The sequence below is a fragment of the Symbiobacterium ostreiconchae genome (genome assembly GCF_055396975.1).
Genome location: NZ_AP042454.1, coordinates 1,130,358 through 1,145,474, shown reverse-complemented (window position 1 = coordinate 1,145,474; position 15,117 = coordinate 1,130,358). Strand labels below are relative to the sequence as shown.

Annotated in this window: 13 protein-coding genes, 1 pseudogene and 1 riboswitch; of the genes and pseudogenes, 2 read left to right on the top strand and 12 right to left on the bottom strand. The window is 66.3% G+C overall.

Annotation, left to right across the window (positions count from 1 at the left end):
- Nucleotides 1-247: 247 nt before the first annotated feature.
- The 8 genes and pseudogenes from ACZ5UM_RS05660 to hpf form a co-directional block, all read right to left on the bottom strand.
- Nucleotides 248-1,738 carry an SLC13 family permease gene (locus ACZ5UM_RS05660; RefSeq protein WP_464847378.1) on the bottom strand — a complete coding sequence of 497 codons (1,491 nt, stop codon included), beginning with the start codon at nucleotides 1,736-1,738 and terminating at the stop codon, nucleotides 248-250.
- A 222-nt stretch (nucleotides 1,739-1,960) separates the two neighbouring features.
- Nucleotides 1,961-2,059 carry an FAD-linked oxidase C-terminal domain-containing protein gene (locus tag ACZ5UM_RS05655; RefSeq protein WP_464847376.1) on the bottom strand — a complete coding sequence of 33 codons (99 nt, stop codon included), beginning with the start codon at nucleotides 2,057-2,059 and terminating at the stop codon, nucleotides 1,961-1,963.
- Between the two features lie 18 nt (nucleotides 2,060-2,077).
- A complete protein-coding gene (ftsH, locus tag ACZ5UM_RS05650; RefSeq protein ID WP_464847374.1) occupies nucleotides 2,078-3,841 on the bottom strand; it encodes an ATP-dependent zinc metalloprotease FtsH in 1,764 nt (587 codons plus the stop codon).
- Nucleotides 3,842-4,110: 269 nt separating this feature from the next.
- The gene (locus tag ACZ5UM_RS05645) at nucleotides 4,111-4,869 is read right to left on the bottom strand and encodes a DUF1828 domain-containing protein (protein ID WP_464848293.1); all 759 of its coding nucleotides are present in this window, start codon (nucleotides 4,867-4,869) and stop codon (nucleotides 4,111-4,113) included.
- A gap of 84 nt (nucleotides 4,870-4,953) precedes the next feature.
- Nucleotides 4,954-5,283, bottom strand: a pseudogene (locus ACZ5UM_RS05640) (DUF6978 family protein); the annotation flags it as partial.
- An 85-nt stretch (nucleotides 5,284-5,368) separates the two neighbouring features.
- Nucleotides 5,369-8,083: a preprotein translocase subunit SecA gene (secA, locus tag ACZ5UM_RS05635; RefSeq protein ID WP_464847372.1), complete on the bottom strand. Its 2,715-nt coding sequence runs from the start codon at nucleotides 8,081-8,083 to the stop codon at nucleotides 5,369-5,371.
- A 227-nt stretch (nucleotides 8,084-8,310) separates the two neighbouring features.
- The gene (locus ACZ5UM_RS05630; protein WP_464847370.1) at nucleotides 8,311-9,426 is read right to left on the bottom strand and encodes an NTP transferase domain-containing protein; all 1,116 of its coding nucleotides are present in this window, start codon (nucleotides 9,424-9,426) and stop codon (nucleotides 8,311-8,313) included.
- Nucleotides 9,427-9,492: 66 nt separating this feature from the next.
- The gene (gene hpf / locus ACZ5UM_RS05625) at nucleotides 9,493-10,026 is read right to left on the bottom strand and encodes a ribosome hibernation-promoting factor, HPF/YfiA family (RefSeq protein ID WP_464847367.1); all 534 of its coding nucleotides are present in this window, start codon (nucleotides 10,024-10,026) and stop codon (nucleotides 9,493-9,495) included.
- Between the two features lie 376 nt (nucleotides 10,027-10,402).
- Between hpf and fliW the strand changes: the two genes are divergently transcribed.
- Together fliW and csrA are read left to right on the top strand one after the other, a co-directional pair.
- Nucleotides 10,403-10,822 (top strand): flagellar assembly protein FliW, encoded by a 420-nt coding sequence (gene fliW / locus ACZ5UM_RS05620; RefSeq protein ID WP_464847365.1) that lies wholly within the window; start codon nucleotides 10,403-10,405, stop codon nucleotides 10,820-10,822.
- Nucleotides 10,822-11,118 carry a carbon storage regulator CsrA gene (gene csrA / locus ACZ5UM_RS05615; protein ID WP_464847364.1) on the top strand — a complete coding sequence of 99 codons (297 nt, stop codon included), beginning with the start codon at nucleotides 10,822-10,824 and terminating at the stop codon, nucleotides 11,116-11,118. The genes fliW and csrA overlap by 1 nt, the downstream gene beginning before the upstream one ends.
- Before the next feature lie 115 nt (nucleotides 11,119-11,233).
- Here csrA and ACZ5UM_RS05610 read toward each other — a convergent pair whose 3' ends face one another.
- The 4 genes from ACZ5UM_RS05610 to fabZ form a co-directional block, all read right to left on the bottom strand.
- Nucleotides 11,234-11,989, bottom strand: coding sequence for a phosphoribosyltransferase family protein (locus tag ACZ5UM_RS05610; RefSeq protein WP_464847360.1), 756 nt, complete (start codon nucleotides 11,987-11,989; stop codon nucleotides 11,234-11,236).
- Between the two features lie 39 nt (nucleotides 11,990-12,028).
- On the bottom strand, nucleotides 12,029-12,424 hold the full coding sequence (locus ACZ5UM_RS05605; RefSeq protein WP_464847357.1) for a hypothetical protein: 396 nt from the start codon (nucleotides 12,422-12,424) through the stop codon (nucleotides 12,029-12,031).
- Nucleotides 12,425-12,508: 84 nt separating this feature from the next.
- On the bottom strand, nucleotides 12,509-13,705 hold the full coding sequence (gene metK / locus ACZ5UM_RS05600) for a methionine adenosyltransferase (RefSeq protein ID WP_464847355.1): 1,197 nt from the start codon (nucleotides 13,703-13,705) through the stop codon (nucleotides 12,509-12,511).
- Nucleotides 13,706-13,807: 102 nt separating this feature from the next.
- Nucleotides 13,808-13,916: riboswitch (SAM riboswitch) on the bottom strand.
- A gap of 117 nt (nucleotides 13,917-14,033) precedes the next feature.
- The gene (gene fabZ, locus ACZ5UM_RS05595) at nucleotides 14,034-14,462 is read right to left on the bottom strand and encodes a 3-hydroxyacyl-ACP dehydratase FabZ (RefSeq protein ID WP_464848291.1); all 429 of its coding nucleotides are present in this window, start codon (nucleotides 14,460-14,462) and stop codon (nucleotides 14,034-14,036) included.
- Nucleotides 14,463-15,117: the final 655 nt, after the last annotated feature.

Sequence of the window (15,117 nt, the reverse complement as noted above, 5' to 3'; positions counted from 1 at the left end):
GGACAACGCCGGGGCGGTCTCGTCATCGTCTGGTTCACAAACATCGCGCACGCAGCCCCCGCTTTGCGGAACCGGGCTGCCTGGGCGACCGGGTTGCACATCGCCTCGGGCCCGCCGCCGATGCGCACTTTCCACGGCTGTGTCACCGGCCACGCCTCCCGCCACGGTGCTACCTTCAGCATAGCCTCACCGGCGCCCGGGCGGTATCCTCCGTTCACACCTTCACGCGCACCACTTTGGGAGGATGCTACTGGCCCCACACGAGTGGGATCCAGAAGTAGCCGAAGAGGGTGATGGTCGCAATAGAGGCCAGGTTGAGGAAGAAGCCCACCTTGATCATCTGCCGGATGGTCAGGTAGCCGGTGCTGAAGGCGATGGCGTTGGGCGGCGTGCCGACGGGCATCATGAACGCCAGCGTGGCGCCCAGGGCCGCCACCATCATCAGGCCGGTGGGCGCGACGTTCAGCGCGGCGGCCAGGCTCGCCATGATCGGCATGAAGATGGCGGCAATGGCGGTGTTGGACGTGATCTCGGTCAGGAAGACCAGCATGGCGGCCACGGCCAGGACGATGAGGAAGTAGGGCGCTCCCTCCAGGGCCGCCAGGAAACCCGACAGCCACGATGCCACGCCCGTGTTCTGGAAGATCTCCGCGACGGAGAAGCCGGCGCCGAAGAGCAGGAGCACGCCCCAGGGGATCCGCTTCATGGCTGACCCATCCAGCAGGAACTCACCCCTGCCGCGGCTGCTGGGGATGACAAAGAGCAGCATCGCCCCGAAGATCGCCACCATGGCATCGCTGATGCCGGGAACCACGCCCTTCAGCAGGAACGGGTAGATGATCCACAGCAGCGCGGCGGTGCTGAAGACGGCGAGCACCTTCCACTCCTCGTTGGTCATCGGGCCCAGCTCGGCGAGCTGCTGGCGCACGAACTCCCGGCTGCCCGGGACGTCCTTGAACCCGGGCGGCATGACCCGCAGCATGATCCGCCAGGCGACGAACGTGTAGAACACAAAGATCGGGATGCCGACCAGCATGAAGTCGAGGAAGCTGATCTCGATGCCCAGGGCCGACGCGGCCACGCCCACCATGATCGCGTTGGGCGGCGACCCGATGATGCTGCCGACGCCGCCGATGGAGGCCGCGTACGCGATGGCCAGCATGATGAGGGCCGGGAAGTTGCTGTTTTCCTCCACCGCTTCCCCGCTCTTCTGGCGCAGCTCGGTGATCTGGTTGATGACTGCGAGACCGATGGGCAGCATCATCATCGCCGTTGCGCTGTTGGAAATGAACACCGAGATGGCGCCGGTGGCCAGCATGAAACCCAGGACCAGCCGGGGCGGGCTGGTGCCCAACCGGCTGATGACCGCCAGGGCGATGCGCCTGTGCAGCTTCCACCGCTCGATGGCCACCGCGATGATGAACCCGCCGAGGAACAGGAAGATGGTCGGGTCGGCGTAGGGGGCGACGACGTCCCCGACCGACCCCAGCCCCAGCACCGGGAAAAGCACGACCGGCAGCAGGCTGGTGATCGGAATCGGAACGGCTTCGGTCACCCACCACACCGCGATCCAGGCGGTGCCGGCCAGCGCGGCCACTCCCTCCCGCCCGAGGCCGGCGGGGCGGAAGAACAGGTAGATCAGCAGGCACAGCGCCGGGCCGAGGAACAGCCCGATCTTCTGCCCCAGGTTCCAGGGCGGGTGCTTCTCCTCGGCGGGCTTTGCGTTCTGCTCAGGCACCACGATTCGCCTCCCCCACTGCACCTTGCAAGACTCCGTGAAAACGTGTTGCGAAGTTCAGAACACGATTTAGTGGACAGATAAATTGTGAGGATACGGTAAATTTCTGTGGCCATAGTGTACCGCTCGGACGTTATCTCGTCAATACTTTAAAGTACAAAAACCCGGACCCGTCTGCACCAGACAGGTCCGGGAATGCTGCACCGCGCCGGCGTCCGATGGTCACAACGCCATCTTGCCCGGGTTCATGATGTTCTTCGGGTCCAGCGCCCGCTTGATGGCCCGCATCACCTCCAGGGCGGGGCCGTGTTCGGCCTCCATGTACCGCGCCCGGGCGGCTCAGGCCCCCAGAATGCGGCGGACCTCCTCGCCGTCCAGCGTTTCCCGGTCCGACAGTTCGACCACCAGGGCCAGGAGGCGGTCGCGGTGGGCCTCGATGAGGCCCCGGACCTCCCGGTACAGCCGGTCCAGCAGCGCCTGCACCTCCCGCTCGATGGCCGCGGCGGACTCCTGCGAGACGCTCTGCACGCCGGGCCACTCGCTGTCGGGAACGGCCATCAGCCCCACGGACTGGCCCATGCCGTACCGGCTGACCATCTCCCGGGCCAGCAGGGTCGCCCGCTTCAGGTCGTCCTGGGCGCCGGTGGACCGCTCGCCCATCAGCACCTCCTCCGCCGCCAGGCCGCCCAGCAGCATCTTCAGCCGGGCCTCCAGCTCGGAGCGGGTGTAGAGCATCTGCTCCTCCTCCGGCGCCGTGAGCGTGAAGCCGCCCGCGCGGCCCCGGGGGATGACGGTCACCTTCTGTACCGGGTCGGCACCCGGGGTCAGGGTAGCCACCAGGGCGTGGCCCGCCTCGTGAACCGCCACCCGGCGCTTCTCTTCGGGCCGGATCATCCGCCCCTTGCGGGCCGGCCCGCCGGCCACCACCCGGTCGATCGCCTCGTCGATCTCGCTCATGGTGATGTGCCGGCGTCCCCGGCGCACCGCCAGGATCGCGGCCTCGTTCAGCAGATTGGCCAGGTCCGCCCCCGTGAAACCGGGGGTGCGCCGCGCGATGGCGGCCAGGTCCAGCGAGGGATCCAGCTGCTTGCCCTCGGCGTGCACCCGCAGGATCTCCTCCCGCCCCTTCGCATCCGGCGGGCCCACGGGGATCTGCCGGTCGAACCGTCCCGGGCGGAGCAGCGCCCGGTCCAGCACGTCGGGCCGGTTGGTGGCCGCCATGACGATCACGCCCTCGTAGGCCCCGAACCCGTCCATCTCGGTGAGCAGCTGGTTGAGGGTCTGCTCCCGCTCGTCGTGGCCGCCGACGGCCGCGGCGGACCCGCGGTGGCGGCCCACGGCGTCGATCTCGTCGATGAACACGATGCACGGCGCGTTCTTCCGGGCCTGGGCGAAGAGCTCCCGCACCCGGGAGGCGCCCATGCCGACGAACAGCTCGACAAAGCTGGAGCCGCTCAGAGCGAAGAACGGCACCCCAGCCTCTCCCGCCACCGCCCGGGCCAGCAGCGTCTTGCCCGTGCCCGGCGGTCCGTACAGCAGCACGCCGCGCGGGATGCGCGCGCCGATCTGCCGGTACTTGTCCGGGTTGCGGAGGTAGTCGACGATCTCTTCCAGTTCGGCCTTCACCTCGTCCATCCCGGCCACGTCCTCGAACGTCACAGCGGACTCACCCGGGGCCAACGGCTTCACCGTCCCGCGCGCCAGGCCCAGCGCGCCGGCCTGCCGTTTCTGCGCCCAGACGAACAGCCCGACCATCACGCCCAGCCAGAGCAGCGTGGGCACGAGCGCAAGCCACCAGGGCTGCCGGGTGACCTGGTACCGCTGCTCCACCCCCGCCGCCTCCAGCCGGTCGGCCAGGCCGGCCGTGTCGGGCGGCAGCGTCACGGTGAAGGTCTCACCGCTGACGAACTCGCCCTCCAGGATGCGGTCGGCGATCACCACCTCGGCGACCCTGTCGGATTCCAGCGCGTCGAGAAAGGCAGAGTATGACAGCTCCGTCGGCCGGCTGGCCCGCGGAGTGACAAAGGCGAACTGAAGGAGCCAGAGGGCAAACAGCACGAGCAGGATGCGCCTGGTCACTTCCCGTGTTCGGTCACTGCTCACGATTCAGCCCTCCCTTCTGGCATGTACGGTCTATCCTTCTACGATCAGCATAACAAACGATGCTTAGATCCAACTGAGATCCTGAACATTTGAGGACAGTTTTCTGTTGCCTAACATTTGGACGAACGAATTACACGAAGAAGTCCTCTTGGGAGAGCGATTTTCGCGGCGCAAAGGTTCGCGCGGCTGCCGCTCGCAGGCGCCCCGTCCACACGAACATACGCACAGGGCGCCGCCCGCGCTGCGGCGCCCTGTGGCAGATAGTACCTTCATGCGCTTAGAATTGCAGCAAAATCATTTCGTTGACTCCACGGAATCACGCCCACACCTTCACTTTCACAAGCATCCTTTAGCCGAGATGGCATTTTTCGTTCGTCATCGTTGACTACTACGAAGAACTTGCTGCCCTTTCTCACGTCTCGAATGTCAGTCCAGGCAAACAGAATCGATTGAATTTTGTCTTTAGTCGGGTTATTTACAGCCTTGAGCAGGCGCTCTGGCGTCCGTTGCCATGCAGGAAGAGCGTAATCAAACGTGTGCGACAGACCACTTCGACCAGCCATCTGAATCGCGTGAACAAAGCGAATCTCGTGGCTTATAAGGAACTGCTCGATCTCCTCTAAGAACAGACCACGGACTGTGGCTCGACTTGTAAGAAACAAGTCGTTAACTCCCAGCATGGCCTGCAGCAGCGCATGTTTGCGCTGTGCAAATGTCTCTCTTGTGGCTCGGACCGTGAGCTCTCTGTTGTGAAGTTCAACCCCGTACCCGCGCAGTATGGTTTGCAACAGCTCTCGACGCCGGGGGGATCCAATGTCACAACCGCAAGCTTCAAGGTCGTCGAGAATGTAGCCATCATCACTGAGAACTAAGTGACCGTCCTCAGCTCTTACATAGATCTGCAGATGATCGTTGTGACGATCCAAGAACGGGGTAGAAATCTGTATCCAATCTCCGATATTTTGCACGGAAATGCTTTGCTTGAGCCAATCCAGATAAGAAGCCACCAGTTCCTCCGCAACTGTCACGGCATCAACCCTCCTTGAACAGGGGGTATTGGATCGACTCCGCTGGTCAGGCTGGCCAGACGAGATGTCCAAGTCAGGTGGAACCGGGAACGCCCACTTGTCATCGTAGCCTTCTCTGTAAATATGCAAATGGGGGGTAGGAACAATTGTACCGTCGGGATTTGTGTGGGCCGGCCCGTTAACATCAAGTCTGAGCAGAATCTCGTTACTCCAATAGCTCTCCTGAGCTGTCACCTTCATCGCCACCCTACGTCCTCGACGCATGTGCAGGTGAAACTTATTCCGGCGCCGGTGATCCTGTGCTTCCCATGCCTGAGTTCCGCCGGCGGGCGGAACTAGGATTATCTTTGCGGAAACGATCTCTTTGGCCACTCTTGCTAAGTAGTCAGCAGCCGCTTGACTCAGCACTGTCATCAGGCCGGAACGCTCACAAAAAGATCGGAGGCAAGGCCTGCGCCTCACCTCCGACCGCTCCGACTCCTTCAACAGCCCATGGGGCTCACGCGTTCTTCGCCGCCCGCCCGCAGCAGAACTTGTACTTCTTGCCCGAGCCGCAGGGGCAGGGGTCGTTGCGCCCGACCTTCTTGCCTTCCTTCCGGGCCGGCTGCGCCTGGACGGGCCCCTGGCTGCCCGTGGCGATCATGATCCGCGGCCGCTGGGGCTCGCGCGCCACCTCGATGATGAACAGGTTGCGCACCATGTCCCGCTGGATGGAGCGGATCATGTTGTTGAACATCTCCACGGCTTCCATCTTGTACTCGATCAGCGGGTCCCGCTGGCCGTAAGCGCGCAGGCCGACGCCCTCCCGCAGGTCGTCCATGGCGTCCAGGTGGTCCATCCACTTCTCGTCCACGGTGCGGAGGAGGATGAACCGCTCGAGCTGCCGCATCGTCTCGGCGCCCAGCCGCTCCTCCTTCGCCTCGTAGGCGCGGATGGCCGCCTCCTCGATGACCTTGGCCAGCTTCTCACGGCCCTCCTGCTCCCGGCGCACCCCTTCGATGGCCGCCCGCAGGTCCTCCACCTTCACATAGCCCTTGGGCACGCCGGCGTCCTCGGCCAGCGCGACCAGGATGGACGGATCCCACTCCTCAAAGTAGACGTCCTCCGGCACGCCCTCTTCCACGACCATCTTGGCCATGGCGGCGATGGCGTCCATCACGACCTCCCGGGTGTCGTGCCCTTCGAGGATCTGCCGCCGCTGCTTGTAGATGAGCTCGCGCTGCGTGTTCATGACGTCGTCGTACTGCAGCACGTGCTTGCGGATGTCGAAGTTGCGGGCCTCCACCTTCTTCTGCGCGTTCTCGATCGCGCGGGAGACCATCGGGCTGTCGATGGGCACGTCATCCTCGATGCCCAGCTTGTTCATCAGGTTCTGCACCATCTCGCCGCCGAAGAGGCGCATGAGGTCGTCCTCCAGCGCGACGTAGAACCGCGACTCGCCCGGGTCGCCCTGGCGGCCGGCGCGGCCCCGCAGCTGGTTGTCGATGCGCCGGGCCTCGTGCCGCTCGGTGCCGATGACGCAGAGGCCGCCGACCTCGCGCACCTTCTTGGCCTCCTCGGCGCACTTGGCCTCCTCTTCCCGGAGGTACTTCAGGTAGACCTCCCGGGCCGCCTGCACCTCCGGATCTTCGGAGGGGATGATGTCGGTCGCCGCGACGATGAGCTCCGGCGAGTAGCCCTCGGCGCGCATGCGCTGGCGCGCGGCGAAGTCCGGGTTGCCGCCGAGCAGGATGTCGGTGCCGCGGCCGGCCATGTTGGTCGCGATGGTGACCGCGCCGAGGCGGCCCGCCTGGGCCACGATCTCGGCCTCCCGCTCGTGGTGCTTGGCGTTCAGCACCTGGTGCTTGATGCCCCGGCGGGTCAGGATCTGCGAGAGGTACTCCGACTTCTCGATGGAGACCGTGCCGACCAGCACCGGCTGGCCCCGCTTGTGCCGCTCTTCCACGTCGTCGGCCACCGCGTTGAACTTGGCCTTGACGGTCTTGTAGACGACGTCGGGATGATCGATGCGGATGACCGGCTTGTTGGTGGGGATGGCGATGACGTCGAGGCCGTAGATCTTCCGGAACTCTTCCTCCTCCGTCAGGGCCGTGCCGGTCATGCCGGCGAGCTTCTTGTACATGCGGAAGTAGTTCTGGAAGGTGATGGTGGCCAGCGTCTGCGTCTCCTCTTCGATCTTGCAGCCTTCCTTGGCCTCCACCGCCTGGTGCAGCCCGTCCGACCAGCGGCGGCCGAACATGAGGCGGCCGGTGAACTCGTCGACGATGATCACCTGACCGTCCTTCACCACGTAGTCCTTATCGCGGTGGAAGAGCTCCTTCGCCTTGATGGCGTTGTTGAGGTAGTGGACCAGCTGCTGGTTCTCGCCCTCGTAGAGGTGTTCGATGTTCAGCCACTTCTCGACCTTGGCCACGCCCTCCTCGGTGGGGGCGACCCGCTTCTCCTTCTCCTCGACGATGTAGTCCACATCCCGCTGCAGCCGCTCCGCGATCTTCGCGAAGGTGTAGTACAGCTCCGTCGGCTTGCCGGACGGGCCGGAGATGATCAGCGGGGTCCGGGCCTCGTCAATGAGGATCGAGTCGGCCTCGTCGACGATGGCGTAGAAGAACTCGCGGTGCACCATGTCCTGCGGGTGCATGGCCATGTTGTCCCGCAGGTAGTCGAAGCCGAACTCGTTGTTGGTGCCGTAGGTGATGTCACAGGCGTAGGCCTCCCGCCGCTGCGCGGAGGTGAGCCCGTGCACGATCAGCCCCGTGCTCATCCCGAGGAACTTGTAGATGCGGCCGATGTCGTCGCGGCCGACCCGCGCCAGGTAATCGTTCACCGTCACCAGGTGGCAGCCCCGGCCGAGCAGCGCGTTGAGGTAGAGCGGCATGGCCGCCACCAGGGTCTTGCCCTCGCCGGTCTTCATCTCGGCGATGTTGCCCTCGTGCAGGACGATGCCGCCGATCAGCTGCACGTCGAAGGGCCGCCGGCCCGTGGTGCGGATCGACGCCTCGCGCACCACCGCAAACGCCTCGGGCAGGAGCTGCTCCAGCGTCTCGCCGCGGGCGATCCGCTCCTTGAACTCGACCGTCTTGTGGGCGAGCTCGGCATCCGAGAGCTTCTGCATCTGCGGCTCCAGGCTGTTGATCAGAGCCACCGTTTTCTGATGGCGCTTCACAACCCTCGCGCTGTAGTCGCCAAAGATGCGGTTCAGGATCTTCAAAGCCAACGCTTACACCTTCTTCACTAATCTGCCATCGGGCTGGCGCACCGATCATCCGGCATGCCGCAGGTCCAGATCGACAGGCTACCTGTATAGATGCGCCAAAACCCGCGTCAAGTTCGCGCGATCCCGCCGTTTGCTCGCGCTGGCGCGCGCATCCGCGATATTTTAGCACGTCAGGCACGGACAAGCAACGTGATTCCCCTGGCAAGTTCAGAAGAGCGTGACGATATTCAGTAACGCGCAGGTCCCCCGCGCAGCGCGATGGCCCGGTCCGCCAGCACCCACAGCCCGCCGGCCACCACCGAGTGGCCGCCCAGCACCACCGGAACGGGGCAGTCCAGCGCCGCCCGGGTGAACGCCCGCACGAACGGGTCCCGGATCTCCTCGGCCGCGCCCAGGTCCGACTGGAACCGGTCCCACTCGCTCACCCGCCGCCCCCGGTTGGCGAAGAGCACCCGGGTGTCGAAGAAGACCGCGTCGCACGTCTCACCCAGCCGGGCGAAGAACCGCTCCGGCCCCAGATCCTCCAGCAGATCGGCCACCACCGAGCGCACCAGCCCCGCGGCCTCGCGCCCCAGGGCCTTCATGCCGCGCTCCTCCGAGAAGACGCGCAGCCGCACGGGCAGGTTGCGGTTGAAGTGCTCCATGATGGCGGAGCCCACCCGGCCGATCAGGGCCACCTCGGGCAGTTCCCGGGCGAGCACATCCGCGGCGGCCCGCAGCCGCGCGTCGGGCCAGGCTGCCGAACGCAGCGCTTCCCGGACCCGGGGGCCGCCTCCGCCGCTGAGCGCCAGGATCAGGTAGTCGGTGGGCGTGTCCAGGTCGAAGTTGACCGCGGCGCTGTTGGGCAGCAGCACCCGCTCCATGCCCGTCTCCCGGAGCAGCCAGCCCAGGAGGTTGTCGTTCTCCGGCGGCTCCACCCGCTCCAGGTGCGCGGCGGGCCTCCAGGCCACCAGGTCGACCGATTGGACGTTGTTGACCACCACCGTCGGTTCGTCCCGGCGCAGGGCCGTGCAGATCCAGTCGATCTCCTCCCGGCCGATCAGCGGCAGCGCCGCGCCGCTGAGGTAGATCACCGCGTCGGCGCCACTCTGCCGCACCGCCTCCCGGAGGCTGCGCCCGAAGTGGAACGAGGGCCCGCGCGTGTCGAAGATCCGGGCGCCCAGCCCGGCGGCGGCCTCCGCCAGCGCCGGGTGGTTGGTCGCCAGCACCACCGGGTCCAGCCCTGCGGCGCAGAACTTGGCCACCGTGTCGAGGGTCACCGCGTGGCGCAGTCCGGTCAGGGTCTCCTGCAGCGCATTTTCCGACGGGGGTCCGCCTTCGAAGATGATTGCGGCTGTGCGCACCGTCATGCCTCCCACAGAAGACAGCCCCGTCGCCACACCGGCGGCGGGGCTCGAGCACCTTATCGCTTAGTATTCCGGCACCAGGAGGCCGTAATCGCCGTCGTGGCGGCGGTAGAGCACGTTCACCTTGCCGGTGTCGCTGTTGACGAACACGAAGAAGTCGTGCGAAAGCAGATCCATCTGCAGGATCGCCTCATCCACCGTCACAGGCTTCACGGGGAACCGCTTGGTTTTGACCACCTTGGCGTCCAGTTCGGCGTCCAGGTCATGCTCCTCGGCAGAGGCCACCGCAGCCTCAGGAGCAGCCGCCCCCGTGCGCCGGCGGAGCCGGGCGCGGTACCGCTGGACCTGCTTCTCCAGTTTATCTGCCACGAGGTCGATGGAAGCGTACATGTCGCCCGTCGCCTCCTCGCCCCGCAGGATCCACCCGTTCAGCTCTGCGGTGACCTCGATGATGTGCCGACCGCGCTCCACATAGAGGTTGGCCTGGGCCTTGATCGGATGGTCGACAAACTTCTCGATCTTGCCAAGCTTCTTCTCGACGTACTCGCGAAGCGCTTTGGTGATCTCGATGTTCTTACCGCGTACCGCTACCTGCATGGCCCCAACTCCTCCCACTTGGTCGGGCCCTGCCGGGCCTCTCACAGGGTTATGACTCTCTTCCCTTCAGACATGCCGTTTCCCTGCCAGACGCGCGCCTTCTGCTCCTATTATCGGTTACGTTTTCCGGCGTCATCCTCAGGTTCCCGCCCGGGCCGGGACATGCGGCAGTGTCCCCCGTGGGGCCGAGATATGCACAACCTGTGCCTATCCTGGCTGTGGGTATTGGGGATAAGTCTGTTGATAACGCCTGTCACAAGCTTCGCGCGTGGGGATAACCGTGTGGACGCGAGCAGGCATGTCTTCCCACCGCGCCGAACAGTATTAAGGAAACCATCCAGGCACAGACTGGAACTGAGCGACGGAGGGCTCGGAAGTGGACAAGGTCTTTGACTTCCCGGCGGGGATCTACGGCTTCCCCGACCACAAGCGCTTCCTGGTTGTGGATGTTCCCGGCGCAGGCGACCTGTTCAAGCAGCTGGTGGCCGCCGATGATCCCAGCGTCGGTTTCACCCTGGTGTTCCCCTTCGCGCTCTTCCCGACGTACAATCCGGACATCCCGGCGGAGGAGCTGGCCGCCGTGGGTGCAGACAGCCCTGACCAGGTGCTGCTCTACGCCATCGCCAACGTGCCGCAGGACTTCCGGGCCGCCACGGCCAACCTGCGGGCGCCGCTGCTGTTCAACCCGTTCACCCGCAAGGGCCGCCAGGTCATCCTGGCGGATGACCGCTATGGCATCCGCGAGCCCCTGTTCCGGAAAGGGGCAGGCCCAGTCCCGGCAGAGGAGGGGCCCTGATGCTCGTGCTCACCCGACGGCTGGAAGAGTCGATCCTGATCGGTGACGACATCGAAATCAAGATCCTGCAGGTGCGCGGCACCGGCCCCCAGGCCGTGGTGCGGCTGGGCATCGTCGCGCCCAAGTCCGTCACCATCCTGCGCAAGGAGATCTACGACGAGGTGGTGGCCGCCAACCGGCAGGCCGCCCGCGGGACGGCCGGGCTGCCGGCGGAGCTGCTCCAGGCCTTGCAGCCCCCGGGGCCGGACGGGAAGCCGGAGACAGACCCGGAGGATCGTGAACAGACTGACCCTTAGGCAGCCACCCGGGTCCGGTTGCAGACACCCGGTGCCGGTCGCAGATCCCCGCAAGCGCTCCCCATCTCCATCCGGTAACCCCCGGCCGGAGGCCGTCCCGGGCCCGCGCCGGGGGTTACGCCGCGGGAATGGGCTTGTCCGACACCGCGAGCACCGCGAGGTCCACTGCGCGGGCGCCGGTGGCCCACAGCACGTCGGCCGCGGCGGATGCCGTCGCCCCGGTCGTGAGCACGTCATCCACCAGGAGGGCGTGCCGTCCGGCCCACGCCAGCTCCCGCCCCCTGCGCGCCGCGAAGGCGCCGGCCAGGTTCCGCCGTCTGGCTTCCCGGTCCCGGCGGGTCTGGGGCCCGGTGGCCCGCACCCGCACGAGGTCGTCCGCCGCGACGGCCACGCCCAGCTCGTCGGCGAGCCCCCGGGCGATGCACGCGGCCTGGTTGTAGCCCCGCTCGCGCCGGCGCACGGGATGAAGCGGAATGGGCACGATCACGTCCGGCACCTGGTCCACCACCTGCGCCAGGTACCGGCCCAGGGCGACACCCAGGGCCTGCCGGCCGCTGAACTTCACGTGGTGAATCGCCTCCCGCAGCGCCCCCCGGTGCAGCCCCAGCGCCCAGACCCGACCGTACGAGGGCGTGATGACGCACTCGGCGCACAGCCCCCAGCCGCCCCGGATCGGACGGCTGCAGTTGATGCAGAGCCGCAGGTCCAGCGTGAAGGGCATGGCCGCCCAGCAGGCCGCGCAGACCGGCACGGTCTCGGCCACCGACGCCAGCGGAGGCAGCGGCTCCGGAAGGGGCCCGTCACACGTGATGCAGGTCGTCCGCTGCGGCCACAGCAGGGTCACCAGCCCCTCCACGATGGTGCGCAGCAACGGCATCACCCCCGGACGGAATTCGTCACGGGGGTGAGATCATCCTTCTTTTTCCAGTTCGGCATCCAGGTCCACCAGCACAACCTTTGAGGCCTGTGCGGCGGCCACGGCCCGGGCCACGGCCTCCCGGCGCGGCAGGTGGCCCAGTTCGAGCACGAGGGCGTGTCCGTACCGGCGCGCCAGCCGGTTCAGCATGGCGACCGACTCATCCCGGGAGCCGAGATCCACCAGCACCAGCTCGCCGTCCACCTCGCGGGCGATCCGGTCCAGCACGTCCTCGATCCGGTCCGCCTGGTCCCGCACCAGCAACACGTAGGCCACCGGCTCCTCAGCCGGGCGCACCCGGCCCAGCAGCCCGGCCACGTGGCTCACGGCGCTCGCCAGGCCGTACGCCGCCAGGGCCAGCAGGCCCCAGAAGAACGGTCCATCCCGCACGGCCGCCCCCTCCTGCCAGCCAGCATATGACGGCTGGAGAGGGGGCGGTTACCTCCACGAAATCTGTCAGAGCCCGGCCATCGGTTAGATTCCGGCCTTCTCCCGCAGAAGCGCCGCGCGGTCCGTCCGCTCCCACGGCAGGTCCAGGTCGGGCCGGCCGAAGTGGCCGTAGGCGGCCACCTGCCGGTAGATGGGACGGCGCAGGTCCAGGTCGCGGATGATCGCGCCCGGGCGCAGGTCGAACGTCTCGCGCACCAGCTGGGCCAGCCGCTCGTCGGGCAGCTTGCCCGTGCCGAAGGTGGTGACCAGGATCGACACCGGCTGAGCCACGCCGATCGCATAGGCCAGCTGGACCTCGCACTTGGTGGCGAGGCCGGCGGCCACGATGTTCTTGGCCACCCAGCGGGCTGCGTAGGCGCCGGACCGGTCGACCTTCGTCGGATCCTTGCCCGAGAAGGCGCCGCCGCCGTGCCGGGCGTAGCCGCCGTAGGTGTCCACGATGATCTTCCGGCCGGTCAGGCCCGTGTCGCCCTGCGGCCCGCCCACCACGAAGCGGCCGGTCGGGTTGATGAGATAGCGCGTGCGATCGTCGATGAGGTTGCGGTCCACCACGTCGAGGATGACGTAGTCGATGACCTCCTTGCGGATCTGCTCCTGCGTCGTGTCCGGGTCGTGCTGGGTCGAGATGACGATGGTGTCGATCCGCTTCGGGCGGCCGTCCTCGTACTCGATCGTCACCTGCGTCTTGCCGTCGGGCCGCAGGTAGGGCAGCGTCCCGTTCTTCCGTACCTGGGCGAGCCGCCGGGCCAGGCGGTGCGCCAGGCTGATGGGCAGCGGCATGAGCTCGGGGGTCTCGTCGCAGGCGAAGCCGAACATCATGCCCTGGTCGCCGGCGCCGATCTCCAGCTCCTTCTCGGTCACCTGCCCCCGCACCTCGATCGCGACGTCCACGCCCTGGGCGATGTCCGGCGACTGCGGATCGATGGCGGTCATCACGCCGCACGTCGAGCCGTCAAAGCCGTACTTGGCGCGGGTGTACCCGATGTCCCGCACCACGTCGCGCACGAGGTTGGGGATGTCCACGTACGCGTGGGTGGTAATCTCACCGGTCACGATGACCAGACCGGTGGTCAGCAAGGTCTCGCAGGCCACGCGGGCCCTGGGGTCAAGCGCCAGGATGGCGTCCAGCACCGCGTCCGAAATCTGGTCCGCCATCTTGTCCGGGTGCCCTTCGGTGACGGATTCGGACGTGAAGAGGTACCGCCCCTTCTGGTCGAACATCAGCTCGTCTACCTCCTCTGTCGGCTTGCAACCGATCAGGCTACATGCACATCAAAACACCCTCTTCGCACACACGAAGAGGGTGGATGACGTCTCGCTTCCCTCTTATCTCCCGGTAGTGTGCCCGGCTGGATGTGGCACCTGGCCTGCGCGCACAGGCTGGTTGCCGAAGCTTCATAGGGCCAGTTCCCTCCGCTTCTCTTGATAAGAGTATTCAGTTGCGTACAGGTTACCACCGCGGGAGGTGGCTGTCAAGGACGACTGCGGGCCGGCTCGCGAGGGCGCCGCCCCTTCTGGAACACGGCGAATGCGGGCAGGTGTCAGCGCATCACGGCGCGTCCACCAGCGCGAACTTGAGCGTGGCCTCTGCCTTCAGTTCGTCGCCCACGAAGGCTTTCCCCTGCCCGACGCCCAGGCCGCGGCGCATGGCCACCAGCTCCACCTCCAGGCGCAGCTGGTCGCCCGGCCCCACCGGCCGCCGGAAGCGCGCGTCGTCGATGCCGGCGAAGAGCGGCACCTTGCCGGCGTTCTCGGGCATCGACAGCACGGCCACCGCACCCGCCTGCGCCATGGCCTCCAGGATCAGGACCCCGGGGAAGATGGGATTGCCGGGGTAGTGCCCTTGAAAGACAGGCTCGTTGACCGACACGTTCTTCACCGCCACCACCCGCTTGCCGGGCTCAAGCTCCAGCACCCGGTCGATCATGAGCATCGGGTACCGGTGCGGGATGATCTCCATGATCTGCTTGATGTCCAGCGGATACGCCCCCTAATCTGCGGGAATTCTTATGTTGAGTATTCCCCAAACCGCCCCCTTCTCCTCTTGACGCCCGCGGCGTCGGCGAGTACCATAACCCTACGGGGTATGGGATTTACGCCGGAGGTGTTGCAGCATGATCACGGTTACCCCGGAAGCCGCCGCGGAGATCGCCCGGCGCCTGCAGGGCCAGCCGGAGAACGTCGGCTTCCGGATTTACGTACAGGGCTTCGGCTGAGGCGGCCCCAGCCTGGGCCTCGCTCTGGAAGAGCCGAGAGACACCGACGTCACCATTGTCGACGGCGACGTGCGCGTCTACCTGGAGCAGCGGGTCGCCCACTGGTTCCAGGGAGCGGAGTTGGGCTTCGAGCAGGATCCGTGGGGCGGAGGTTTCACGTTCAAGCACCCCGACGTGGGGAGTTGCTAGGATCCGGACGGGGAGTGGCTGCACCGCTCCCCGTTTTCGTATGCCCGTTGCAGCATCCGCCTTTGTGCCTGGTCTGCAGGGTCTTTCGGGCATGGTCGTGTAGACTTTGGCACTGCTTGTGAAATCATTCGCGAGAAGAATGGCCAGCCTCCTCCCCGGGGCCTAACATAGGGGATGTACCGGTCGGTGCAATTCATCGCCAAAAACCTGCAGTTCATCGGCGGAAAA

Bases quoted from the DNA above. Each gene is read 5' to 3' on its own strand.
- ACZ5UM_RS05655 (WP_464847376.1), bottom strand. From the start codon at position 2,059: ATGGAGGCCGAACACGGCCCCGCCCTGGAGGTGATGCGGGCCATCAAG.
- metK (WP_464847355.1), bottom strand. From the start codon at position 13,705: ATGTTCGACCAGAAGGGGCGGTACCTCTTCACGTCCGAATCCGTCACC.
- hpf (WP_464847367.1), bottom strand. From the start codon at position 10,026: ATGCAGGTAGCGGTACGCGGTAAGAACATCGAGATCACCAAAGCGCTT.
- csrA (WP_464847364.1), top strand. From the start codon at position 10,822: ATGCTCGTGCTCACCCGACGGCTGGAAGAGTCGATCCTGATCGGTGAC.